Source organism: Pseudomonas sp. SDO5271_S396 (assembly GCF_054071795.1).
The window spans coordinates 23,670-48,610 of sequence record NZ_JBSVWB010000004.1; the positions used below are offsets into that span (position 1 = coordinate 23,670).

A 24,941-nucleotide genomic window follows, 5' to 3' on the forward strand; every position below is an offset into this window, starting at 1 on the left:
TCAGTACCCGCACACCTCGCGCAGGCAGCTGCGCAACCAGCGATGGGCCAGGTCAGCATCCAATCGGGGGTGCCAGAGCATGGCCACGGTGAACGTCGGCAGCGTGACGGGCAGCGCAAAGCAATGCAGCCCATTGCGTTGGTGCGCGGTGTAGCGCTCGGGCACGCTGGCGATCAGGTCGGTATCGCGGGCCAGGGCGATGGCCGTGGCAAAGCCGGCAACGATGGTTGTGATGTGACGGCTGAGGCCCTGGGCCTCGAGGGCGTCATCGATCTGGCCACGATCCTGCCCTCGCCGCGACACATACACATGCTGCCCCTCGGCAAAACGCCGAACACTCACCTCACCCCGGCTCAAAGGGTGGCCGCTGCGCACCACGCCGATCAAGCGGTCGCGAAACAGCGCCTGGGTCAGCACTTCCGGGCTGGCGGTGGGGTCGACCACGCCGGTTTCCAGGTCGACACTGCCTTCACGCAGCAACGCACTGTCCTTGTCGGTCTTGTGCACGAAGCGCAGGCGCACGCCAGGGGCTTCCCGGGCGATGCGTGCCAGCAGCGCCGGGCCGAAATTCTCGACGAACTCTTCGCTGGCACGCAGGGTGAAGGTGCGCTTGACCTCGGCCATGTCCAGCGCTTGCGCCGGACGCAGCACCGCTTGGGCATCCTGTACCAGGCGGCTGACCTGTTCGCGTAACTCGACCGCACGGGGGGTCGGCACCAGGCCACGCCCTGCACGTACCAGTAACGGGTCGCCTGTGGTTTCACGCAGGCGCGCCAGGGCACGGCTCATGGCGGACGGGCTCAGGCGCAGGCGCTGGGCGGCACGGGCGACACTGCCTTCGGCGAGCAATACGTCCAGGGTGATCAATAAATTCAGGTCAGGCATCGGCACTCCTCACATGGCGTCATATGCAGCTATTTATTGCAAACCATGCGTCTTCCGCCATGTTAGGCCAGGCCGTAGATTTGTGACAGTTGCGTTCACTCAAGGAGTCGTCCCATGCGCCCGTCCTCTCGCGGCAGTCTCGTCAGTCTGTCCCTGTCCATCTTGCTGGCCTCCCTGGGTACCAGCATCGCCAATGTCGGCCTGCCCAGCCTGGCGCAGGCGTTCGACGCGTCCTTTGCTGCGGTGCAATGGGTGGTCCTGGCGTATCTGCTGGCCATCACCGCCGTGATCGTCACCGCCGGTCGTCTCGGGGATCGACTGGGACGCCGCCGTTTGCTGCTCGCCGGTTTGCTGCTGTTCGCGTTTGCCTGTGCCCTGTGTGGCGCGGCCTCATCCCTGGCATGGCTGGTGGGCGCGCGCGCCCTTCAGGGCCTAGGCGCGGCGAGCATGATGGCCATGGCCCTCGGCATGGTCGGCGACACCGTCACCAAAGAGCGCACCGGTCGCGCAATGGGCCTGCTCGCGACCATGTCGGCCATGGGCACCGCCATGGGTCCCAGCGTCGGGGGATTGTTGCTGGGGCTGTGGGGTTGGCGGGCGCTGTTTCTGGTCGGTGCGCCCCTGGGCGTGCTCACCGCCCTCTTCGCCTGGCGCTGCTTGCCGGTGGATCGTCGCCCTGCAGCGCCCACGGCGGCTACGACCTTTGCCCAAGCCTTGCAGGACGGATCACTGCGCGCCGGGCTGGCGATGAGCGCGCTGGTATCAGCGGTGATCACGGCTACCTTCGTGGTGGGTCCCTTCTATCTGTCCCGTGGCTTGGGCCTGAGCCCCGAGTGGATGGGCCTGACTATGGCCGTCGGGCCTTGTGTCGCGGCCCTTGCCGGCGTGCCCGCTGGCCGGCTCACCGAGCGCTTGGGCAGCCGGCGCACCACGCTGGCAGGGCTCGGCGTTTTGCTGTGCGGCGCGCTGCTGTTGTCGCAAGCCTCGGGACTGATCGCCTATCTCGGCGCGCTGGTCATACTCACCCTTGGCTACAGCCTGTTCCAGGCTGCCAACAACACCGCCGTGATGAGGGATGTCGAGCCCGCGCGCCGTGGCACGATCTCGGGCCTGCTCAACCTGTCGCGCAACCTGGGCCTGCTGTTCGGTGCCTCGGCCCTCGGCGCGGTATTTGCCTGGGCCGCACCCGATGTGACCCGGGCAGCGCCGCAGACCGTAGCAAATGGCCTGCACGCCACCTTCACAGTGGCACTTGGCCTCATCCTTCTGGCCGGGTTGTTTGCCTGGGGCCGTCATGGCGCCGTGAATGCGTTGCGAAACGCCCGTTAAGGCAAAAAAACAAAAAAGGCGTTGCGCCAGACCGGGTTACATCGCGCATCATGGGCACTTTCAAGCTCAAGGGTAACGTCCATGCGCGTTCTGTCATTGATGATGGGTCTTACGACGCTGGCCGCCAACATGGCGTTCTGCGCCAGCGCGTTGGCGAATGAAGAAAGTCAGTTGGTGCAACAGATCAACCAGTATCGCAGCCAGGTGCAACGCTGCGGCGACCAGGGTTCCCAGGAACTGCCGCCATTGGCCAGCGACACGCGCCTGGTGCTGCCGGCCACCAATGTCGGCGACTTGCAACAGGCCCTGGCCCGCGCCGCCTACCCCATGGTGAATGTGCAAGCCATCAGTCTGTCCGGTCCCCGGGATGCCCAGGCCGCGATGAAGGCGGTGCGCGAGAGTTTCTGTCGTGTAGTGCTGGACCCGCAATTCGTCGACATCGGTGTGAGCAACAGTGGCCAGGACTGGCGCATCGTGCTTGCGCGCCCGTTGCTGTCCAGTGGCCTGGGCGACTGGCAGACCGAAGGCAAGCAACTGCTGAGCCTGATCAACACCGCCCGTCAACAGCCACGCCAGTGCGGCACCCAGGCGTTTGCCGCGACCACGCCCCTGTCGTGGAACGATGACCTGGCGGGCGCCGCCAACAGTCACACCCGCAACATGGCCAACGGCAACTTCTTCGACCATCTGGACCACGACGGCCGCACCCCGGGCGACCGTGCCGAACTGGCCGGGTACATCGCGAAGAACATCGGCGAAAACATCGCCGCCGGCCTGGACACTCCACGCAAAGTGGTGGACGGCTGGCTCGCCAGCCCAGGGCATTGCGCCAACCTGATGAACCCGCAATTTCGCGACCTGGGTGCAGCCTATGCCATGGACCCGAAGAGCGATGCGGGCATTTACTGGACCGGGGTTTTCGGTTCCCAATAGTCGACAGGCTGGCCGGGGTCGATGACGAGAGCATCAAATTGCCACCTGTTGCGAACTGGCGCCGGCTCTGCCGGTCTAGTAGCGTGATAGCCTGATCTTCCAGGTGACTGAGACGAGCGTGGCCAACAAGGTGTTCTCCCAATGATGAATTGGCTGCAAAGCAGCAGCGACATGGCCGAACGGGTTCGTCAGCATGATTGGTCCAACACGCCCCTCGGGCCGCTGGAACAATGGCCCGATGTACTCAAGACCACCGTGGCCCTGTGCTTTGCCTCGAGCTTCCCCCAATCCATCGTCTGGGGGCCGCAACTGACCATGCTGTACAACGACGCGTTCATTCCGATCCTGGGCGATAAACCTTATGCCCTGGGCCGCCCCTTCAGCGAAGTGTGGCGTGAGGTCTGGGCCGACGTCAGCCCCATTGCCCAGGCCGCGTTCGAAGGGCATGCCACCTATATCGAGAACTTTCCGCTGCTGATCGAGCGCGGTGCCGGTCCCGAGCAGGCGTACTTCACCTTCTGCTACAGCCCGATCCGCGACCCCCAGGGCAAGGTCGTGGGCATGCTGGACACCGTCACCGAAACCACCGCCACCGTGTTCCTCGCGCGCCGCCTGGCGGTGCTCGACGCCGTCGGCAGCGCGGTGGCCAACGCCACCGACGCCGAAGCCATCATGACCACCACCACCCGGTTGCTGGCCGAGCACCTGCAGGTGTCCAACTGTGCCTATGCCGATATGGATGCCGATGAAGATGGCTTCACCATTCGCGGCAATTGGGCCGCGCCAGGTTCGCCGAGCATCGTGGGACGCTACAGCCTGGCCTCGTTCGGCGCGCGGGCGGTGCAACGCCTGAACGACGGCGAGCCGCTGGTGGTGCAGGACAACCGGATCGAGTTTGCGCCGGAAGAAGCCGCCAGCTATCAAGCCCTCGGCGCCCTTGCCACGGTCTGTTTCCCGCTGATCAAGGATGGCCGCCTGACGGCGCTGATGGCGGTGCATCACAAGGCGGCGCGGGTCTGGTCGCCCTACGACCTGGCGCTGGTGGGGGAAGTCACCGAGCGCTCCTGGGCGCATATCGAGCGGGTTCGCGCCGATGCCGCCGTGCGCGAGGGCCTGGCGGCCTTTACCGAATTGAACGCGACGCTGGAACAACGGGTGGAAGAACGCACCACCGCACTGACCCAGGCCGAAGCCGCGCTGCACCAGTCGCAGAAGCTGGAGGCCATCGGCCAATTGACCGGCGGTGTGGCCCATGACTTCAACAACCTGCTGACCATCATTCGTTCCTCCGTGGACTTCCTGCGCCAACCGGGCCTGTCCGAAGAGCGGCGTCAGCGCTATATGGGCGCGGTTTCCGACACGGTGGAGCGCGCCAGCAAACTCACCAGCCAATTGCTCGCGTTCGCGCGACGCCAGCCGCTGAACCCGGAAGTCTTCGATGTGGGGCAGCGGGTACGCAACATCGGCGAAATGCTCGAAAGCCTGACCGGCACACACATTCGCGTACAACTGGAGTTACCCGAAGATCCCTGCCATGTGCATGCCGACTCCAGCCAGTTCGAAACCGCACTGATCAACATGGCGCTCAACGCCCGGGATGCCATGGACGGCCAGGGTACCTTGACCCTGCGTGTGGCCAAGGTGCCGGTGCTGCCACGCATCCGGGGCGATGCCGACACGCCCCGGCCCTTTGTCAGCGTGGCCCTGACCGACACCGGCAGCGGCATTCCCGATGGCACCTTCGAGCGCATTTTCGAGCCCTTCTTCACCACCAAGGCCGTCGGCAAGGGCACCGGGCTGGGGCTGTCTCAGGTGTTCGGCTTTGCCAAGCAGTCCGGCGGCAATGTCGATGTGGTCAGCACCCTGGGCCAAGGCAGCGTGTTTACCCTGTATTTGCCCGAAGTGGCCCCGGCAAACACCCCGAGCGTCGCCGTTCAGCCCCCCCAGACGGCCATACCCGACCCCGCCCTGCGCCACATTCTGATCGTTGAGGACAACCTGGAGGTCGGCCGCTTCGCCAATCAGATCCTCCAGGACCTGGGCTACCAGACCACCTGGGCCACCGATGCCGAACAGGCGCTGGCGCTGGCCGGACCGGAGGCCATGGCCTTCGACGGGATCTTCTCGGATGTGGTGATGCCGGGCATCACCGGCGTGGCCATGGCCAAAGTACTGCGACAACGCCGACCGGACCTGCCGGTGGTGCTCACCTCGGGCTACAGCGAAGAACTGGCCGACAGTGGTTACGAGGGCTTCGAATTCCTGGCCAAGCCCTACTCCGCCGACCAGGTCGCGCGGGCGCTGGCCAGGGCCATGCACAAGGACTGAGCCGCGCCCTACTCGGCTACCGCCACCTGATTACGCCCCATGGCCTTGGCCCGGTACAACGCCTTGTCGGCGGTGTTCATCAGGCTGTGCAGGTCCTGGTCATGGGCGTGGGTTGAAGCAACGCCCAGGCTGGCGGTCAGCCCGTGCACCGGTTCGGAGGCCAGGCCCGAGATCGCCTTGATCAATTGCTCGGCGATGTCCCGCGCGGTTTCCAGCGACGTATTGGGCAGCAGCACCGCGAACTCTTCACCGCCCAGCCGGCCATACACATCGGCTTGACGGAACGAGGCACTGATCACCCCGCCAATCTGGCGCAGCACCTGATCGCCGGCCTGGTGGCCGTAGGTATCATTGATGTCCTTGAAGTGGTCCATGTCCATCATCAGCGCGCACAACGGCTGATGGTTGTGGCGGCACTGGGCGTACAACACCTGGGCATGTTCGAAAAAGGCCCGGCGGTTCATCAGGCCGGTGAGTTCATCGGTCTGGGCAGCGCGGGTGGAGATATTGTGCGCGCGCTCCATCTGCCGGGTCAGGCGGAAGGCTTTTTCCAGGGCATCGGAGAGCTTGCGCGTGGCGCTGACCACGAAGGAGGAGAACACCAGCACCGCAATCGCCACCCCCACTTGCATCGGCGACGGCTGGAACAGCAGCCACAGGGTGCACGGCAGCAGCACCAGCCCCATGGACACCAGCGTCATATAGCGATATGCCGAGTAACAGGAGACCGCACTGACCGACATGCCCACGGTAAACAGCATGACCAGCACCTGGGACAGCCGGTCGTCGGTCGGCATCACCGCCAGTGCCCCCAGGCCCCAGACCCCGGCCGAGAGCATCAGCGTGATCCAGTAACGCCGCTCCCAGCGCTCGGGTGTGCGCTCGGCGTTGGGGCAGCGGAACCACTCCATGAACATCTTGATGCGCAACAGCGACGTCGCCGCCAGCACCACCAGCCAGACCAGAATCACCTCATGGTCAAAACGGTCCCAACACAGCCAGCACAGCATGACAGCGCCCAGATAGCTGCCGAAAATCGCAGCAAATGACTGGCGAAACAGTTGGTGCAAACGGTCTGTCCGCACCTGCTCTTCGATAAAGCCATCCTGGTCTTGCCCACGCCCAAGGCCCTTCATGAAATCCGCCCGATCCGACTGCCATGACAAAGGCGCCATTGTGGCACCCTGCCAGCAGCGTGGACAACTGAATCACGCCAGATAGAGGCATTGTCGGGCCCTGTCCGACTGAAATACCCCGCTACAGGCTGATCGCCCGCTCTCAGAATACCTGAGCCTCCCCGTTGACCGTCGCATCGATCCAGCTTGGCGTCATGGGATCACTCCAGACCGACTGCGCGGGTGTCTTCCCGTCACTGATCAGGATCCGCCGGCCCGATTGACTCCATTCCTGCATTCGTTGCTTAAACCGGGCCGGGTAGTCCCTGGCCGGGCAGGCGATGCCCGCCCAGGGATCCACCACCCAGGCGTCTGCCCATTCCGTTCCGGCAAACCCCCGGCTGCGCGGGTGTCCGGGTGGGCCGCCCACGACAGCGAATGTATGCCCCGGCACCTGCGCGATACGGGCATGACCGCCACTGACGTTGATGGTATCGACGGCCACCTTGGCCATTTGATCGCAGTTACCAGCCCCCGTCTTGAGGACAATTTCGGAGTAATTGGGCGCGTTCGTTCGCGTATACAGCCACCCTACCGTCTCAGAAGCGCTCTGATTACGCAGATGCTCACCCGGTAGCCCTGGCACCTGCTGATTAGCGGAGCGGATGCCCGTGGCGTCGAATTGATCATCTACCGTCTTCTTGCCGCCTTGCGCATACACGCCATTCTGCTGTTCAGGCGTCAGTTGAGCGAAGTCCGCAGGCTTCTTGATGGGCTCGAGCCGAATCGGTTTTGCCGCGACCACCACTTTCCCCGGGTTGCTGCCGCTCGCGTAGACACTCATCAAAACCTCACGGCGTTTTTCGACAGGAAGCCCGCTCAACACCTTGATCAAATGGTCGATTTCCGCGGGTGACATGGGGTTCTCCGCCAGGATTTTGTTGATCAGCGTTTCGATGCTCGGCAGGACCACCAACTGATTATTGGGTGTACCTTGCGCCACATGGCCGTGGAGGTCCTTGTATTGATCGTGCTGGCGGATGAAATCCAGGTCGACCGGGTCGTTACGGGTCAGCCGATGGAAATCGAGAGGGCCGGAGCCCGTGAGTTCGGCGTAATAGTGAACGCCCGTGTCGCCCTCCACTACCACGTACTGCCTGCCGCCGTGGTCGACCTTGAAGCCCCTCACAACGCGCTGGTCATGGCTCAAGTCGCTGATCGCATCCAGTTTCACCACCACCGTGTCCCGGTTGAGTGCCCGGGGCTGCCCAAAGTCGTCAAAGCCAAAATCCGGCTCGTTCACCAGCTCGCCGCTCGTTTGGCGCTTGTAGGTGATGGGCTGGCGCGTCGCAATCGGCAAGAGTTCCTGGCTGCCGGCTTCGTTGACTCGGTACAAGCGGTGTTCATGCACCACGGTACGCGGCCCGTTGCCTTGCCCGGCCAGGGGAATCAATCGGCGATGCTCGAGGGCCTGGGCATCCTGGAAGACCGGCGTACCACCAGGCTCAATGTGTTTGGTGTAGCACAGGTCGGTGAGGTCACGCTTCGAGCGCTTGCCCGGCGCTCCACACGTCAGCGCGAAGCCATCGAGCGGACCGGTATGCTCCGCGCCACCCAGTTTGATCATTTTGTCGGGGTTACGCGGGTCAAACCGAAAAACGTCGTCACCGACCACCACGTCAGTGTGCGTTTGCCTTTTCAGCACGCGCACTTGATCGCTGGAGATGCCTTCGGGAACTCTTACGACACCGCCTTCGGGCAGTGTCCTGGCGGTGAGCGGCAGGCCCGAGGTGATCTCATAACGCCCTTTGCCAGGCAGTTTGAACGGTAAAGACTGCTTGAACTGGGCAGCACCTGCCTTGATTCTGGCGATGCTCGCGGCGTTGAATTTGAGCGATTTTGTACCTTTGAAGCCAATGCCTGGCAATACAGGGTCCAGTGGGTTCAGGTTGCGGCCCACGGACACACCGAACTCCTTCACCAAAGGTGCGAACTTGGGCAGAAGCCCTCGCAGGGAGATCCGCCCTGCGCCGGACAACAGGCGTACAGAACCCGACGCCAACCGGCCGGCCGGACCGGCGAAGGTCAATAATCCGTCTGCCACCAGGCTCAGAATGCCCTCTTTGGTGCGACCATTGACCAAGTCCTCGATCCCGCCCCAGAACGGAATGAAGAACTGCCCCACGCCTTTGATGCGCTCCCAGAACGCTTCGTCATTTTTCTGCGCCGCACTTTCCCGCGCGGGATCCGACGCCGCCCATTCCTGCAAATGGTCTTCATCGACGTAGAACAGGCCACGGCTGATAGCCACGGCGATTTCTTCAGACCGGTTGGACGTCAAGGTCTTGGGGACCGGGGTCTTGGATGGGTTGGCCGGGGCAGGAAAGTGCGCCAGTTGCTGCGGCACCACGATGCTGAAGCTTTTCGGTCGCGGCCCCTTGCCGGCCTTGAAGTCATTCCATTCCTGCTTGAACTCCGCCCTGCCCGCGCGACTGTTGCGTACGACGATCGACTCGGACGGAACGCCATCGGTCGAGTGGTCAATGGAAATAAAGTCTTTTGTGTAGCTTTTTTCGGCCGGGTCGTACGACTCCAGGACCGGCTTCAGGTCATCTCGGCGCCGGGCGATACCTTTCACCGGGTTCATTTCGTAGTAGTGGGTCTGCCCTTCATGCTCCGCCTTGATGATGAACCCCGGCCGAGTCACAGCGGCCTTCTTGTCATCTTCGGTCTCCTTGTCAGAGTCAGGTTTGACCCTCAGGGCATACAGCGTGACCTCACCTTGTTCGATCGCCACCCGGTCCTTGAGCGGAAGCTGGGACAAATGACTGGACACCACTCTGGCATAGCCTGCCTTGGCCTGGGTCAGGTAGCGCTCGAACTCGGTCTTGAAGCGGTCCTCATCGTAAACCGGGTATTCGTAGCTCACATCCGAAGGCGCAAGCTTCTCGCCATTAAGGTGTCGATACAGCGCAAAGAACGGGCTGATCAGCGACAGCACTTCAGTGCGGGAAGTACCCTTCTCCATCCGCTCGAAATAATGCTTGCGCAGGGGCACATCCACAGCCAGTTGGGTGGTGGCCTCTACGATGTCACTCACATGCTCGTCAAATACCGAGACAGCCTTGTGGATTTCATCCTGGGAATACGCGTCTTTTTGCGGGATGACGCCCTGCACCGTTGCCCATTCCAGAACGGCTGGAATGCGCGTCGCGGCGATAACCGAGCGCTGTTCGTCCGTGGTCGCCTGCTCGCTCAGCCTGCCAGGCAAGTCGACCAGCTCCTGAAAGCTCATGCGGCGTGCGGAGCCTGGCTCGATCATTTCGGCCAGCGCAACACCGTGCTTGAAATTCACCCAGACAGCGCTTCCCTGATACGGCAGGGCCTCGGGGATATCCGCGACAGCGAACTCTGCCGGAAAACCGGGTTTCAGAATGTAAGAAGCCAGCTGCGCTTCGAGAGGAGACAGCTTCTTCGCATCCACCAGATGCTGCTGAAAGCTCGCGGTAATCGACGCATAACTTTGCCCCCAATGCTCACGCGAGGTCAGGTCGAACCCCGCTACGTGCCCGTCCTGACGTGCAGGCAATGGGTCCAGGCTCAGGGCAATGGCTTTCATCACCAGCCGGACCTTGACGGCTGGGGAAATGACCTGATTCAACGGGTACTCGGCACCGCCCAGTTTTTCCAGCAACGTCTGAAGCAATTGCTCGGCATTGGGTGACTTGAGTATCAAGGCCAACAGCACGGCGGGTGTGGCTTTGGCTTTTTCGAGCGCATGCGCGGGAATGCCTTCGGTCAGGTAACTGAGCAAGGGTTTCTTGCGCGTGGTTTCTTGCGCGCTGACCACCTCGGCAATAGCGCCCTCGTTGCGCTCCTGCAACAGCGCATCGACTTGCGCTGTGTTGTCATCCAGCCCCAGGGATATTTCACTGCGGGTATTTTCCACCGCATCAATCGCCGCTTGCACCTCGGCGGGTGTGCGTGGGTTCGATGGAACGATGCCGTAGAACCTGAGCAGGTTGTCCAACTGGTGGGTGCCCGGCGCGGTTTCACCGCTGGACGGTATGAGTGGGGATTGCTTGCCAAGCACCACATGGACTTTTTGGGCATTCGGGTCGTCCTTGCGCGTCTTCAGCTCGCGCAACCCCTTCAACACCTGGTCAAGATCAGCGAGCTTGGCACTCACGGCGTCGGGTTGGGCCGGGTTATCCATGGCCGCCGAAGGCTGGTCTTTTGCGGGGCGTGCCGCAGTTTTTTCAGAAAGCAGGGGGCCGGGAACGGCCAAGGGCTTGCCGGTGGGTTTTAACTGGACTGGCGTCATGGTGTCTCGTCTTCTCTGGGTTGGCGTTCTTAAACCCAACGGAAAGGCGAGTTGAACTGAAAGAACCGCGCCTCATCGCTGAAGTCCCTGTGTGGAAGCCACGTAGGAAAATGTTCCAGAGATATTTGTGACAAGCCGCGTCAACATTCGGTGACGCCAAACGACAACGGGCCGTGCAGCGCGATATAACCGCTGCACGGCCCGTTGAGTGCCTGTTGATTGCTCCTATTCGGGCCGCAGAATCAACACCCCCAGCGGCGGCAAATTCAACGACAACGATACTGGCTGCCCGTGCTGCGGTTCGTCCTGGGTGAAGACATCCCCGCCATTGCCGAAATTCGATCCGGCGTAGGTATCCGCGTCGCTGTTGATCACCTCGCTCCAACGCCCGGCGAACGGCACGCCGACCTTATAGGCTTCACGGGGCACCGGGGTGAAGTTGGCCACCACCAGCACCGGCCTGCCCTCCTGGCTCCAGCGCAGCCAGGCGTAGACGCTGTTGATCGCATCGTCGCCGATCAACCACTGGAAGCCCTGGGGCGCGTGGTCCTGGTCATGCAGGGCAGGCTCTTCGCGGTACAGGCGGTTCAAGTCGCCGACCAGTTTCTGCACACCTTTGTGCTCGGCGTATTGCAGCAGGTACCAGTCCAGTTGTTGGTCGTGGTTCCACTCGCGCCACTGGCCGAACTCGCAGCCCATGAACAGCAGTTTCTTGCCCGGATGCGTCCACATGAATGTCAGATAGGCACGCAGGTTGGCGAACTTCTGCCAGCGGTCGCCGGGCATCTTGTCGATCAGCGAATGTTTGCCGTGCACCACTTCGTCGTGGGAGATCGGCAGGATGAACCGCTCGGACCACGCATACACCAGACCGAAGCTCAGCTCATTGTGATGATGGGCGCGGTACACCGGATCCTGCTGGATGTAATGCAGCGAATCGTGCATCCAGCCCATGTTCCACTTGTAGTTGAAACCCAGACCGCCCTGCTGGGTCGGTTGGCTGACCCCCGGCCAGGCAGTGGATTCCTCGGCGATCACCAATGCGCCCGGCGCCTCCAGCGCAACCACATCGTTGAGATGGCGCAGGAAATCGATGGCTTCCAGGTTCTCGCGACCTCCGTGGCGGTTGGGCACCCACTCGCCGGCCTTGCGCGAATAGTCGCGATAGAGCATCGAGGCCACGGCATCCACACGCAGGCCGTCGACGTGAAAGTGTTTGAGCCAGTGCAGCGCCGAAGCCAGCATGAAACCGTGCACTTCGGTGCGACCCAGGTTGTAGATCAGGGTGTCCCAATCCTGGTGAAAGCCTTCCAGCGGGTTGGCGTATTCGTACAGCGCCGTGCCATCGAAATTCGCCAGACCGTGGGTATCGGTGGGGAAATGCGCCGGTACCCAATCGAGAATGACGCCGATATCAGCCTGATGCAGGGCATTGACGAAGTAAGCGAAATCCTCGGGCGAGCCGAAGCGCGCCGTGGGCGCAAATTGTGACAGCGCCTGGTAACCCCAGGAGCCGCCAAAGGGGTGTTCCATGACGGGCATCAGCTCGACATGGGTGAAGCCCAACTGCTGCACATAGGGGATCAGGCGTTCGGCCAGCTCGCGCCAGTGGTACTGGCGGGACACTTCACCAGCCTCGTCCAGCTCGCATTGCCAGGAGCCCACATGCAGTTCGTAGATCGACAGCGGCGCAGTACTCTTCTGTTTTTCGACCCGCGCCTGCATCCACGCATGGTCCTGCCAGTCCACCTGTAACGGCGCCGCGACCTTCGACGCGGTGTCGGGCGGCAACTGGGTAGCGAGCGCCACCGGGTCGGCTTTGAGCGGCAAAATCCCATGGGCGCCCAGAATCTCGTACTTGTAGGCCGCGCCCGGTTGCAAGCGTGGGATAAATATCTCCCATACGCCGGAAGGATGGCGCAGACGCATGGGGTGCCGGCGGCCGTCCCAGACGTTGAAGTCACCCACCACCGACACCCGCCGTGCATTCGGTGCCCACACGGCAAAGCGCACACCCTGCACGCCGTCGATGTTCACCACCTGGGCGCCCAGGCAACTGCTGAGGTCACGGTGGTTGCCTTCGGCAAACAGGTACAAGTCCATTTCACCCAGCAACAACTGGCTGAAACTGTAGGGATCTTCGGTGATCTGCTCGCCGCCGGCCCACTGGATCTTGAGCAGGTAGGGCTGGCGGTGGTCGAGGTGCCCGACGAACAATCCCGGCACCTGGCTTGCGTCCAGATTGCCCAGCGATTCGCCGCCCTCCCGCGCCAGCACCTGCACGCTCAGCGCTTCCGGCAAATACGCGCGGATAAACTGGCCGCCCTGCTCATCATCATGGGGCCCGAGAATCGAAAACGGGTCCTGGTGTTCGGCGCGTACCAGCGCCTCGACGTCCCGGGACGCCGGCAATGCAGTCAACTTCGGCTGCAGCGGTTCTTTGTGCGTAAAGCTCATGACGTCTCCCCACCGCGTGCAGTTTTCGATATAGGTGCCAACCCGCTCAGCAACCCGTGCAACCCCTGGAGGGGCACCGGCAGCCAGCCCGGGCGGTTTTCCGCTTCATAAGCCACTTCGTACGCGGCTTTCTCCAGGCTGAACAACGTCAGCGCGGCGTCCTGGCCTTTGGCATCCTGCCAGTCATGCGCCAGTGTAGACGTAGCCGCCTGATAAGCCTGGATAAATGCCTGGCGCGCTTCCTTCAGGTAACGCTCGGTCACGCGTTTGCGCGCCTGGTCGGCTTCGGGCGACTGATCCACCCCCTGCCCGTTCAAGGCCATGGCGGCCGCGTAATCGAAGGAGCGCAACACACCGCTCACATCTTTATACGGGCTGTGCCTGCCGCGCCGCTCGTGCAGCGCACGTGCCGGCTCGCCCTCGAAGTCGATCAAATAGGCATCACCTTTCACCACCAGTACCTGGCCCAGGTGCAAATCCCCATGTACGCGAATTCGCAGTCCGCCCAGGGTAGCTTTCGCCAATGCCTGGACGTGGCCGGCGATGGCTTTTTTCCGCGCCAGCAAGTCACTGACCAACGCCTGATCAGCAGGGTTCAACTGAGTTTGATGAAGTTTGAGCAATTGCAGCGCGCGATCGATCTGCGCACCCACGTCCCTGGCCCATGCCTGAGTGTCCTTGACCGTGGTGACTTCGGGCTTGAAATCCTTGTTGGCGGTCTTGGCGCCCAGCACCTGGTGCATTTCACCGAGGCGCTGACCCAACAACCCGGCAAAATCCTTCAGCTCGCCGAGGGCGTTGTAGTGCTGTTCCTGTTCGGAGATGGCTTCGGCCAGTTCATCGCGAATCGCTCGCTCCAGGCTGTTTTGCGTCCAGGCCCAGGCATCCCCCTGGTTGCTCAAATAGCCTTGGGCGATCATCAGCAGATTATCGTCCCCTGTTTCGTCGCGGCGGATCACCGAGCCCAGCAAGGGCGAGATGTTGGGATAGCCAGCCGCGGTCAGGTACGCGCTCATTTCCAGTTCAGGGTGCACGCCGCTTGCCACTTTGCGGATCAACTTGAGCACCAGGCTCTCGCCCACCACCACCGAGCTGTTGGACTGTTCGGCAGAGAGGTAGCGCACCGGCGACTCATCGTTGAGCTGCAATGGAGCCAAGTGCGGCGTCGCTTCGAAACGCAACTCACCGTCGCTGGATGGCAAGCGAGTGCCCGCCTGCAAACCATGGATCACCGCGCGAATAAACGGCTCGAGGCTGAACGCGTCGGTCACCAGGCCCACCTGGCGGTTGCGGCGTACCCGGGCCAGGGCCAGTTGTTGTGGCAAGGCACTGGTGAACTGGTCTTCGCCCAGGAAACCGAATGGCAATTGGTAGCGGCTGACCTGCCCGGCGCTGGTCACCTCGATTTCGCTGAGCAGGACCGGGTGCTCCGAGTCACCAAACCGTACGCCGTAGACGATGTGCACCGCGTCGATGGCGCTGTCTTTGCCGGCAAACCAGCGGCGCTTGCCCAGCCAGGCCGGCAATGAGGTCCGCTCCAGGGTCGCGCGACAAGGTTCTTCCAGCAGCTCTTCCATGCTTTTTTTCAGGACCAGGGTGGTGAAGTCCGGCATGCCATGCGCCGGTTCCACATGCCAGCTGGGCATCTGATTTTCCGCCGCCAGCACAAACCAATAGAAACCATACGGCGCCAGGGTCAGCAGAAAATTCAGCTGGCCGATGGGTGGAAAGGCATTCCCGCCGAGCATTTCCACCGGCACCATGCCGGCAAACGCCGACAGATCCAGTTCGGCAGCCTGGGCACTGCGCGACACGTTGGCCACGCACAAGATAATTTCCGTACGCCCGTCTTCGCCGGTGTATTCGCGGGTATAGGCCAGGATGCGGCGGTTGCTCGGCGAAAGCATCTTCAGGCTGCCCCGGCCAAACGCCTTGGACTGTTTACGGATCGCCAGCATGCGCCGCGTCCAATTCAGCAGCGAGTGCGGGTCCTGGGCCTGGGTTTCGACGTTGACCGATTGGTAGCCGTAGAGCGGGTCCATGATCGGCGGCAGCACCAGGCTGGCCGGATCGGCGCGGGAGAATCCGCCATTGCGGTCGATGGACCATTGCATCGGCGTGCGCACGCCATCGCGGTCGCCGAGGTAGATATTGTCGCCCATGCCGATTTCATCGCCGTAATACAAGGTCGGCGTGCCGGGCATCGACAGCAACAGGCTGTTGAGCAGCTCGACCCGGCGCCGGTCGCGCTCCATCAACGGCGCCAGGCGTCGGCGAATGCCCAGGTTGATGCGCGCGCGACGGTCGGCAGCGTAGTAGTTCCACAGGTAGTCGCGCTCTTTGTCGGTGACCATTTCCAGGGTCAGCTCATCGTGGTTGCGCAGGAAGATCGCCCATTGGCAATGGGCGGGAATTTCCGGGGTCTGGCGCAAAATATCGGTGATCGGGAAGCGATCTTCCTGGGCCAGCGCCATGTACATGCGGGGCATCAGCGGGAAGTGAAAGGCCATGTGGCACTCGTCGCCGTCGTCGCCCTTCTGCTCGCCGAAATACAGCTGGGTGTCCTCCGGCCACTGGTTGGCCTCGGCCAGCAGCATGCGGTCCGGGTAATGGGCGTCGATCTCGGCACGGATCTGCCTGAGCACCGCGTGGGTTTCCGGCAGGTTTTCGTTGTTCGTACCGTCGCGCTCGATCAGGTAGGGAATGGCGTCCAGGCGCAGGCCGTCGATGCCCATGTCCAGCCAGTAACGCATCACGCCCAGTACGGCCTTCATGACCTGCGGGTTGTCGAAATTGAGGTCCGGCTGGTGGGAATAGAAGCGGTGCCAGAAGTATTGGCCGGCCACCGGGTCCCAGGTCCAGTTGGACTTTTCGGTGTCGAGAAAGATGATGCGGGTGCCATCGTATTTCTGGTCGTCATCGGACCACACGTAGAAGTCCCGCGCCGCCGAACCGGGTTTGGCCTTGCGCGCACGCTGGAACCAGGGGTGCTGGTCGGAAGTGTGGTTGATCACCAGTTCCGTGATGACCCGCAGCCCGCGTTTGTGGGCCTCGGCGATAAAACGCTTGGCGTCGGCCAGGGTGCCGTAGTCGCTGTGCACGCCGCGGTATTCGGCGATGTCATAGCCGTCGTCGCGGCGTGGCGAAGGATAGAACGGCAGCAGCCAGATGGTGTTCACGCCCAGGTCGGCAATGTAGTCGAGCTTGGCGATCAGACCGGGAAAATCGCCGATGCCGTCGTTGTTGGCGTCGAAATAGGACTTGACGTGAACCTGGTAGATCACCGCGTCCTTGTACCAGAGCGGGTCCTTGATGAAAGTGGCTGGCTTGGGTTTCTTCGCCATTGGAAACTCCCGAAATGCTTTGAGATCTGCCTGATGGAACGCGGTCAATGTGGGAGCTGGCTTGCCTGCGATAGCGGTCTGTCAGAAGCGAGAATATTGACTGATAGATCGTTATCGCAGGCAAGCCAGCTCCCACAGGGGTAAGCCGCCCGTCTCAGAAAGTCTCAGGAATATGTAATACGCCAAATCCCGAACGGCATCTGCGGCTCCAGCCGCGTCCACTGGGTCTTGCCGTACCAAGTCCAGCGATGACCGTTCATCAGGTCTTCGCCCTGGGTCTGCGCATCGTCCGGCAGCCCCATTTCCCACAGCGGCAATTCGAAATGCGCCTCCTGGGCGTTGAAGGGATCGAGGTTGACCGCCACCAGAATGAAATTACTGCCATCCTCGCTGCGTTTGCCGAAATACAGGATGTGGTCGTTCCAGGCGTTGTAGAGCTTGAGCCCCAGGTGCGTCTGCAAGGCCGGGTTCTGCCGGCGGATACGGTTGAGCTGGGCGATCTCGGCAATGATGTTGCCGGGCGCGTTGAAATCCCGTGGACGAATCTCGTACTTCTCCGAGTCCAGGTATTCCTCCTTGCCCGGCACCGGAGCGGCTTCGCACAGCTCATAACCCGAGTACATGCCCCACAGGCCGGAGCCCATGGTGGCCAGCGCGGCGCGGATCAGAAAACCCGGGCGTCCCGATTCATGCAGGAAGCCGGGGTTGATATCCGGCGTATTGACGAAGAAGTTCGGGCGATAGCACTCACGCCACGGCGACGCGTTCAACTGCGTCAGGTACTCACTCAGCTCGGCCTTGGTGTTGCGCCAGGTGAAATAGGTGTAGCTCTGGGAATAACCGACCTTGCCCAGGCGCGCCATCATCGCGGGCGTGGTGAAGGCTTCGGCGAGGAAGATCACGTCGGGGTACTTGGCGCGCACATCGCTGATCAACCATTGCCAGAAGGGCAAGGGTTTGGTGTGGGGATTGTCGACGCGAAAGGTCTTCACGCCCTCTTCCACCCAGCCCACCACGATATCGCGCAGTTCGGTCCATAGACTGGGGATCGCATCGGCCGCATAAAAATCGACGTTGACGATGTCCTGGTATTTTTTCGGCGGGTTTTCCGCGTATTTGATCGTGCCGTCCGGGCGCCAGTTGAACCAGCCAGGGTGCTGCTTGAGCCACGGGTGATCCTGGGAACACTGGATTGCGAAGTCCAGCGCGATTTCCAGGCCATGCTCGGCGGCGGCCTTGACCAGGCGCCGGAAGTCATCGCGACTGCCCAACTGCGGGTGAATCGCCTCGTGGCCGCCGTCGGCACTGCCGATGGCGTACGGGCTGCCCGGGTCATCAGGGCCGGCGGTCAGGGAATTGTTGCGGCCTTTGCGGTGGCTGCGACCGATGGGGTGGATCGGCGGGAAATACAGCACGTCGAAGCCCATGTCATGGATCGTCGACAGCCGCGAATGCACGTCGTTGAAGGTGCCGTGGCGTGCAGGATCGTCGGTGATCGAACGCGGAAACAGTTCGTACCAGCTGGCAAATTGCGCGGCGTGGCGCTCGACATCGATTGGATAGACCGTGCCGATGCTCAGATAGGCACGATGATCGGCCTGGGTCATCAGATGTGCACTGTCTTCGTGCAGAAACTGCGCGACCTGCTCGGTTTCCAGCAGACCGGAGAGTTCGTGGTGCAGCAGCATCAGGCGATCGCGCAGCTCGTTATCGCTGCGCTCTGCAGCCTGCAACACGAGGCTGCGGCCTTCCTGCAATTCCAGGCTGACCGGCACGCCGGCGTCGTGTTTCTTGCGCAGCTCATAGCAGAAGCTGGCGTAGGTATCGATCCAGGCTTCGATGCAGTATTCGTGCGGCCCCTGGCGCGTCACGGTGAAGGCGCCTTCCCAGCCGTTATTGCCCACATCGGTCATGACCACGCTGTGCCAGCGCTCTTCCCCCAGCGGGCGCCAGCGCACCAGCACCACGAGTTTGTCATGACCGTCGGCAAACACCTTGCTGGTGACGTGGATCCGCTGGCCCACCACGGCCTTGACCGCAAAATCGCCGCCGTCGATGACCGGCGAAGTGCTTTCGATGGCGATCCTGGGCAACAGCAATGCCTGGGACAGCGGTAGCAAGGATTTGTCTGAAGCCAGTGTTTCAGTCGTCATCGAGCATCTTCCCCTTACGCCCCGTGGACGCTCTCCGCTTGATCCAAATTCTGAACCGGCACGCCCTCCCTGAGCCGCGCCGTCATAGGTCCGAGCCTGGGCGCCGGGCAAAAGTTCAGGTGGATGTGCGGCCATTGAGCGGGGAATCAAACCCGCGCACCGGTTGTCCACCGATACAGCAAAGCACAAAGGAGGCCATACCGATGAATATCCCGATTCCTGCCGAAACCCCGGACCCGAACATCGACAAACCCACCCTGCCGCCGACCGAGCCGGACCCGGTGCCCGAGAAGGAGCCACCAGAAAACCAACCGCCAGCGGTGGAAGAACCGCCGACGACCATGCCGCCGGTGATCGTTTGAATCTTCCGGGAATCAGGCCGGTGCGCATCGGCGAGCGCACCGGTTCAAGCGTCAAACCGTTTTAAAAGTAAAACTTCCCACAGGATCAAAAGGTTTGTCCTTGGCTGTCGCCAACCCCGTGTTTTTACACTGCGTGTCGCGCACGCGACGCCCAACCCCTGGGTGACCGCGTTGACTCCTGCGCGAGGACAGACTTATGTGGCCCATCGCCTCCCGACAGAATCATCCCGTTCTGCAACCTCAGTCCGCATCACCGCCTCCTGCGTCAGTGTTGACGCAGGAACACATCGCCGCCCTGTTGAGATCAGGACCGCAATGGTCCGTGCAACCCAAGACCGCTGAAGCGATAGCCTCTGCGCCTGCCCCATCCTCCGGCACCACCCAGGCGCTGAACGAGCTGAGTGCCCTGCTGACCCCGGCCAATCTCGGCCTGTTGTTGCGCTCGCCCAACGACAAAGGCGCCAAAGCCCTGCTGGAACAACTGCGCTCATTATTGAGCCCCGGGAATATTGCCAGCCTGTTACGCGGCCCGGACGCCGAAGCAAATGCCAAGGTCCTCAAGACCATTGGCAAGCAACTGAGCAAGGAGACGGTCAGCACTCAGCGAGACTCGGCGCTCGATGAAGTGGGAAAAAACTACAAACGCCAGGAAACACTGAACAACGTTGCCATGCTGCCGCAGTCATTCGACGGTGGCGGGCTCGAGAGTGACGTCTCGCAACAGAACAACATCCAAAAGCGCCTCTCCGGCCTGAAGCGCCAGCTCTCCGAAATCCAGACCGTCGGCAATGCGTTGATCGGAATCGGCGAATCATTGACCGCAGACAAGATTGATGCAGCGCGAGGCGCCAACGACGCCCCCCTATCCGCCAGCAACGGCCCGGCAACCTACCGCTATCGCTCGATCGAAGAGTCCACCCTGGGCACGCCCAGCGAAATCAGGAACTTCAATCGAAACGACAAACTGGACCTGTCCGATATTCAACGCCAAACGGGAAAACCGTTACACCTGGTCGAACACTTCTCCGGAGCGCCTGGCGAAATGCAGATCCACTATCTGCCCGGCACCCACACCAGCGTGATCGCCATCAACGGCAACCCCGGCCAGCCTCCCATGGTGATCAAGGTGTTTGGCGAGGTGCGGCACAGCAACCTGGTGCTGTGATCAGCGCTCCTTCTCCAGCAGCCTGACGATCCTGGGCATCACGCTGAACACCGCCAGGGCGAGCAAGGTGCTCAGGACCGCTGTCGATTCCCGGCCCAACCCGGCCGAGACCCCGATCGCAGCGGTCATCCACAAGCCGGCGGCAGTGGTCAGGCCCTTGACGTGCCCTTCTTCGTCATCCTTACCCTTGATGATGGTGCCCGCGCCCAGAAAGCCGATACCGGCAATCACACCCTGCACCACACGGCTCATGGCATCCGCCTGATTGCCCGACATCTGCGGCACCAACACGAACAACGCCGCGCCCAGCGCCACCAGCATATGGGTGCGCACGCCGGCCGCCTTGCCCTTGCTCTCGCGCTCGAAGCCCAGAATGCCGCCCAGCACGGCGGCGATCAGCAAGCGCACGGTAATCTGGGTCAGTTGCCTGGCGTCGCCGATATCGGCGAACTCGGCCAGCAGGGTTTGCCACACTTCATGCCACCAGGCGTCCATGGACCGCGCTCCATTATCGTTATCGGTAAAGGATGGACAGCGGCGACCGCCAGTCAGTTGCCTCGAACCATTGGCCCCCCGATTGCCCCTAACACGTACACCGATCCGGAAAAGGAAGATCGCCATGCCCGTACGCATCGAAAACCAGACGTGCTATTTCAAGGTCAATGACGACGGCCAGGAGCAGAGCCTGCCGGCCCGTAAGGTGACGGTCAGGACTGATATCCCCAAGGCCATGTCGTATGTCGAGCTCGGCACCCACCCGGTGTACATCACCGAGCAGGAAGCCGATGCGCTCACCGTCGCCGGAGCCGCCGATGAGCGGCAGCACAAGAAGGTCACCGAACCTGGTTCGGCGATTTGATTGATCTGCATCAGCCCATTTGCAATTGCGCTGTACCCCACGAGATATGGGGTGCAGCGCATTGTCGCAGGGGGCGTCTCACGGCTCATCTGATCCGCTTTTTATAGTCCTATCTGAATCTGTTATGAAAACAGTGCCACGGTCATAGTGCATCCGCCTGATGGAGGCTGATGAGCGAATGACCATGAGCGAAAGAATCCCCGTCCGATCCGTGGAGCTGTACACCCCGAGGCCCCCGAAGAAGGTGAAGGCCAACGCCAGCGACGCGCTGATCCATACCCGCAGTTTTACCGGCCTGTTCCGTACCTTGCGGATCTGCGGTGCCGGTGTTCTGTTCCTGGCGTTCTTCGGCACCGTCTGGCTGAACTGGGGCGGTCGCCAGGCGGTGCTATGGGATCTGGCGCAAAGCCAATTCCACATTTTTGGCGCGACCTTCTGGCCCCAGGACTTCATCCTGCTCTCGGCGCTGCTGATCATCTGCGCCTTCGGCCTGTTCGCCATCACCGTTTTCGCCGGCCGGGTGTGGTGCGGTTATACCTGCCCGCAAAGCACCTTCACCTGGCTGTTCATGTGGTGCGAAAAACTCACCGAAGGCGAGCGCAACCAGCGCATTCGACTGCAAGCAGCGCCGTGGAGCCTGGGCAAACTGGCGCGGCGCTCGGCCAAACATACGTTGTGGCTGGCGATCAGTGTGCTGACCGGGCTGACGTTTGTCGGTTACTTCACCCCCATTCGCCCGCTCACCACAGAACTGCTGACGCTGCAACTGGGCGGCGTGAGCCTGTTCTGGGTGCTGTTTTTCGCCGCTGCCACCTACCTCAACGCCGGCTGGCTGCGTGAAGCGGTGTGCATGCACATGTGCCCCTATGCACGGTTCCAGAGCGTGATGTTCGACAAAGACACCCTGACCATTGCCTACGACACCGCCCGGGGCGAACACCGTGGGCCGCGCAAGCGTGATGTGCAGCCGGCCAGCGTCGGCCTGGGCGACTGCATCGATTGCCAGCTTTGCGTACAGGTGTGTCCCACCGGCATCGACATCCGTGATGGCTTGCAAATGGAATGCATCGGCTGCGCGGCGTGCATTGATGCGTGCGATTCGATCATGGACAAGATGGGCTACCCCCGTGGCCTGGTGAGCTATACCAGCGAACATCAGTTGCAAGGCGGCAAAACCCACCTGCTCAGGCCACGGTTGATCGGCTACAGTGCCGTGTTGCTGGTGATGATCGCCGCCCTGGTGGTGGCGCTGATCGAACGGCCCATGGTGTCGCTGGATGTCACCAAGGACCGGGGCCTGTTCCGCGAGAACGCCCAGGGCCTGATCGAAAACATCTACAGCCTCAAAGTGATCAACAAGACCCAGCAGCGCCAGGATTACCGTCTGGAACTGGTGAATGCCGAGGGCTTCCAGTTGCAAGGCAAAACCCTGCTCAGCCTCGCCCCGGGAGAAATCAGCGATGTACCGGTGTCGGTGACGCTGCTGGCCGACAAGCCGACGAACAGTTCGCAGACATTGCGCTTCAAGGTCACGGACGTGGATGAACCCTGGATCTACACTGCCGCCGACAGCCGTTTCGTGGCGCCGCTGAACCGCTGAGATCCATGCCAAACCTGTAAAGCTCCACCTGTGAGAGCGGGCTTGCCCGCGATAGCGTCACGTCAGTCAACACTGTCGGCGGATCTGCCGCCGTCATCGCAGGCAAGCCAGCTCCCACATTTTGCCCTGCGTACATTTCAGCAAGTAAATTAGGCCCCCATGAAACGCTACGAAAAATTCGCCGATGACATCGCAGAACTGATCCGCTCCGGCGTGCTTGGCCCCGGTCAGCGCGTGCCCTCGGTGCGCTATGCCAGCCAGACCTACGGGGTGAGCCCGTCCACCGTGTTCCAGGCCTACTACCTGCTGGAACGTCGCGGGCTGATCCGCGCACGGCCGCGCTCGGGCTACTTCGTCAACACCCACGCGCCCAGCCCGTTTTCCGAGCCGGTGGTGAGCGAACAGGTGCACGAGTCCACCGAAGTCGATGTGAGCGAGCTGGTGTTCTCGGTGCTCGACTCGATCAAGGACCCGAATACCGTACCGTTCGGCTCGGCGTTCCCCAGTCCGACGCTGTTCCCGCTGCCGCGCCTGGCGCGCTCGCTGGCCAGCGCCGGTCGTGAGATGGACCCGCGCATGGTGGTCACCGATATGTCGCCGGGCAATCCGCAACTGCGCCGGCAAATCGCCCTGCGCTACATGGTCGGCGGCCTGATGCTGCCGATGGAAGAGCTGCTGATCACCAACGGCGCACTCGAGGCCCTGAACCTGTGCCTGCAGGCCGTGACCGAACCGGGCGACCTGGTGGCCATCGAGGCCCCGGCGTTCTATGCCTGCCTGCAAGTCCTCGAACGCTTGAAGCTCAAGGCCGTGGAAATTCCCGTTCATCCCCGCGATGGCATTGACCTCGGCGCTCTGGCGCAGACCCTGGAGCGCTACCCGATCAAGGCCTGCTGGACCATGACCAGCTTCCAGAACCCCATGGGTGCCACCGTGCCCGAAGCGAAAAAGCAGGCCCTGGTCGAACTGTTGCGCAGCCACCAGGTGCCGCTGATCGAGGACGATGTGTACGCCGAGCTGTATTACGGCCAGCAAGCACCGAAACCGGCCAAGGCCTTCGACACCGAGGGTCTGGTGATGCATTGCGGATCCTTCGCCAAAAGCCTCGCCCCTGGGTATCGCGTGGGCTGGGTGGCGGCCGGGCGTTTTGCGCAGAAGGTCGAACGCTTGAAGCTGATGACGTCGTTGTGCCCATCGATGCCGGCCCAGGCGGCGATTGCCGATTACCTGCAACACGGCGGCTACGACCGGCATCTGCGCAAACTGCGCTATGCCCTGGAGGAACAGCAAAGCGCCATGCTGGCGGCCATCGCCCGCTACTTCCCGGCACAGACCCGCGTCAGCCGGCCGACCGGCGGCTACTTCCTGTGGCTGGAACTGCCGGAGCAGACCGACTCGCTGAAGCTGTTCCAGATGGCCCTTGCGCAAGGCATCAGCATTGCACCGGGACCGATCTTTTCCGCCACCCGGCGCTTCAGGAACTGCATACGCCTGAACTACGGCAGCCCGTGGACCGAGGCGTCGGAGAAGGCAATGGAGACGTTGGGGCGGATTGTGCGGTCGTTTTAGGTTGCAGCAACGTCACTGGAACCTTCCCTCGCGAAGCGCCACTCAGTGACTTTCAACCTGATGCAGAGCCTTTCATGCACCTCAACGCCCCCAGTGTCATTCCCGGACTTCTTCCCGAACATAACTGGCTGTACGCCCCCACAGCCCCGGAACAGCGCCCCTCCGGCGACACGCGAACGGCCCGACAGATCATCGACACCAGCCCCGCCCTCAAACACCTGTTGCGGCGCCCCCACAGCTACATCATTACCGACGCACTCAAGCGCCAGCTGGGCGATTGGACAGCCACCCATCTCGGCAGGAAACGCCGTGCCGATACGGTCTACAGCCTTGCCCGGGTCGTAAACTTCATCGACAACCTGAATGATCGAAAGGTGGGCAACAGTAAGCGCGGCGACGATAAAATCAACGGCTTTCACAACGCGGGCTATGCCACCCGCAAAAACTCAGAAGCGCGTCTTCTGGTGGAATTTGCAGAAAAAGGTTACGACGCGCTACAGAATCTCGGGCACTGACTG

Annotated in this window: 16 protein-coding genes; 9 read left to right on the plus strand and 7 right to left on the minus strand. The window is 62.1% G+C overall.

Going from position 1 to position 24,941, the window contains the following annotated elements; all coding sequences use genetic code 11:
• Positions 1–885, minus strand: coding sequence for a LysR family transcriptional regulator (locus ACW9IN_RS04625; protein WP_457364771.1), 885 nt, complete (start codon positions 883–885; stop codon positions 1–3).
• A 114-nt stretch (positions 886–999) separates the two neighbouring features.
• Between ACW9IN_RS04625 and ACW9IN_RS04630 the strand changes: the two genes are divergently transcribed.
• From ACW9IN_RS04630 to ACW9IN_RS04640, 3 genes are all read left to right on the plus strand, one after another.
• Positions 1,000–2,214: an MFS transporter gene (locus tag ACW9IN_RS04630; RefSeq protein WP_457364772.1), complete on the plus strand. Its 1,215-nt coding sequence runs from the start codon at positions 1,000–1,002 to the stop codon at positions 2,212–2,214.
• Positions 2,215–2,295: 81 nt separating this feature from the next.
• Positions 2,296–3,147: a CAP domain-containing protein gene (locus tag ACW9IN_RS04635; protein WP_457364773.1), complete on the plus strand. Its 852-nt coding sequence runs from the start codon at positions 2,296–2,298 to the stop codon at positions 3,145–3,147.
• 141 nt (positions 3,148–3,288) lie between these two features.
• Positions 3,289–5,475 carry a GAF domain-containing protein gene (locus ACW9IN_RS04640; protein ID WP_457364774.1) on the plus strand — a complete coding sequence of 729 codons (2,187 nt, stop codon included), beginning with the start codon at positions 3,289–3,291 and terminating at the stop codon, positions 5,473–5,475.
• An 8-nt stretch (positions 5,476–5,483) separates the two neighbouring features.
• On the opposite strand, the gene ACW9IN_RS04645 is transcribed toward ACW9IN_RS04640, so the two are convergent.
• The 5 genes from ACW9IN_RS04645 to ACW9IN_RS04665 all read right to left on the minus strand — a co-directional run bounded on the left by ACW9IN_RS04645 (position 5,484) and on the right by ACW9IN_RS04665 (position 18,868).
• The gene (locus tag ACW9IN_RS04645; RefSeq protein WP_457364775.1) at positions 5,484–6,650 is read right to left on the minus strand and encodes a diguanylate cyclase; all 1,167 of its coding nucleotides are present in this window, start codon (positions 6,648–6,650) and stop codon (positions 5,484–5,486) included.
• A gap of 103 nt (positions 6,651–6,753) precedes the next feature.
• Positions 6,754–10,914: a hypothetical protein gene (locus tag ACW9IN_RS04650; RefSeq protein ID WP_457364776.1), complete on the minus strand. Its 4,161-nt coding sequence runs from the start codon at positions 10,912–10,914 to the stop codon at positions 6,754–6,756.
• Positions 10,915–11,139: 225 nt separating this feature from the next.
• Positions 11,140–13,371 carry a 1,4-alpha-glucan branching protein GlgB gene (gene glgB, locus ACW9IN_RS04655; RefSeq protein WP_457364777.1) on the minus strand — a complete coding sequence of 744 codons (2,232 nt, stop codon included), beginning with the start codon at positions 13,369–13,371 and terminating at the stop codon, positions 11,140–11,142.
• On the minus strand, positions 13,368–16,715 hold the full coding sequence (gene treS / locus ACW9IN_RS04660) for a maltose alpha-D-glucosyltransferase (RefSeq protein WP_457364778.1): 3,348 nt from the start codon (positions 16,713–16,715) through the stop codon (positions 13,368–13,370). Before treS ends, glgB begins: the two co-directional genes overlap by 4 nt.
• 164 nt (positions 16,716–16,879) lie before the next feature.
• Entirely contained in the window at positions 16,880–18,868 is a 1,989-nt protein-coding gene (locus ACW9IN_RS04665; protein ID WP_457364779.1) for an alpha-1,4-glucan--maltose-1-phosphate maltosyltransferase, read from the minus strand.
• Positions 18,869–19,071: 203 nt separating this feature from the next.
• Here ACW9IN_RS04665 and ACW9IN_RS04670 point away from each other — a divergent pair, with 203 nt between their 5' ends.
• Positions 19,072–19,230, plus strand: a complete 159-nt coding sequence (locus tag ACW9IN_RS04670) for a hypothetical protein (RefSeq protein ID WP_457364780.1) — start codon at positions 19,072–19,074, stop codon at positions 19,228–19,230.
• A gap of 322 nt (positions 19,231–19,552) precedes the next feature.
• Positions 19,553–20,395 (plus strand): M10 family metallopeptidase C-terminal domain-containing protein, encoded by an 843-nt coding sequence (locus ACW9IN_RS04675; RefSeq protein WP_457364781.1) that lies wholly within the window; start codon positions 19,553–19,555, stop codon positions 20,393–20,395.
• Here ACW9IN_RS04675 and ACW9IN_RS04680 read toward each other — a convergent pair whose 3' ends face one another.
• Positions 20,396–20,890 (minus strand): MgtC/SapB family protein, encoded by a 495-nt coding sequence (locus ACW9IN_RS04680; protein WP_457364782.1) that lies wholly within the window; start codon positions 20,888–20,890, stop codon positions 20,396–20,398. It abuts the gene before it with no gap.
• A gap of 124 nt (positions 20,891–21,014) precedes the next feature.
• Here ACW9IN_RS04680 and ACW9IN_RS04685 point away from each other — a divergent pair, with 124 nt between their 5' ends.
• The 4 genes from ACW9IN_RS04685 to ACW9IN_RS04700 all read left to right on the plus strand — a co-directional run bounded on the left by ACW9IN_RS04685 (position 21,015) and on the right by ACW9IN_RS04700 (position 24,938).
• Complete coding sequence (locus tag ACW9IN_RS04685) at positions 21,015–21,254, plus strand: DUF3203 family protein (RefSeq protein WP_457364783.1); 240 nt, start codon at positions 21,015–21,017, stop codon at positions 21,252–21,254.
• A gap of 184 nt (positions 21,255–21,438) precedes the next feature.
• On the plus strand, positions 21,439–22,854 hold the full coding sequence (gene ccoG, locus ACW9IN_RS04690) for a cytochrome c oxidase accessory protein CcoG (RefSeq protein ID WP_457364784.1): 1,416 nt from the start codon (positions 21,439–21,441) through the stop codon (positions 22,852–22,854).
• A gap of 159 nt (positions 22,855–23,013) precedes the next feature.
• Positions 23,014–24,423, plus strand: coding sequence for a GntR family transcriptional regulator MpaR (gene mapR / locus ACW9IN_RS04695; RefSeq protein WP_457364785.1), 1,410 nt, complete (start codon positions 23,014–23,016; stop codon positions 24,421–24,423).
• 74 nt (positions 24,424–24,497) lie between these two features.
• Positions 24,498–24,938 carry a hypothetical protein gene (locus ACW9IN_RS04700; RefSeq protein ID WP_457364786.1) on the plus strand — a complete coding sequence of 147 codons (441 nt, stop codon included), beginning with the start codon at positions 24,498–24,500 and terminating at the stop codon, positions 24,936–24,938.
• Positions 24,939–24,941: the final 3 nt, after the last annotated feature.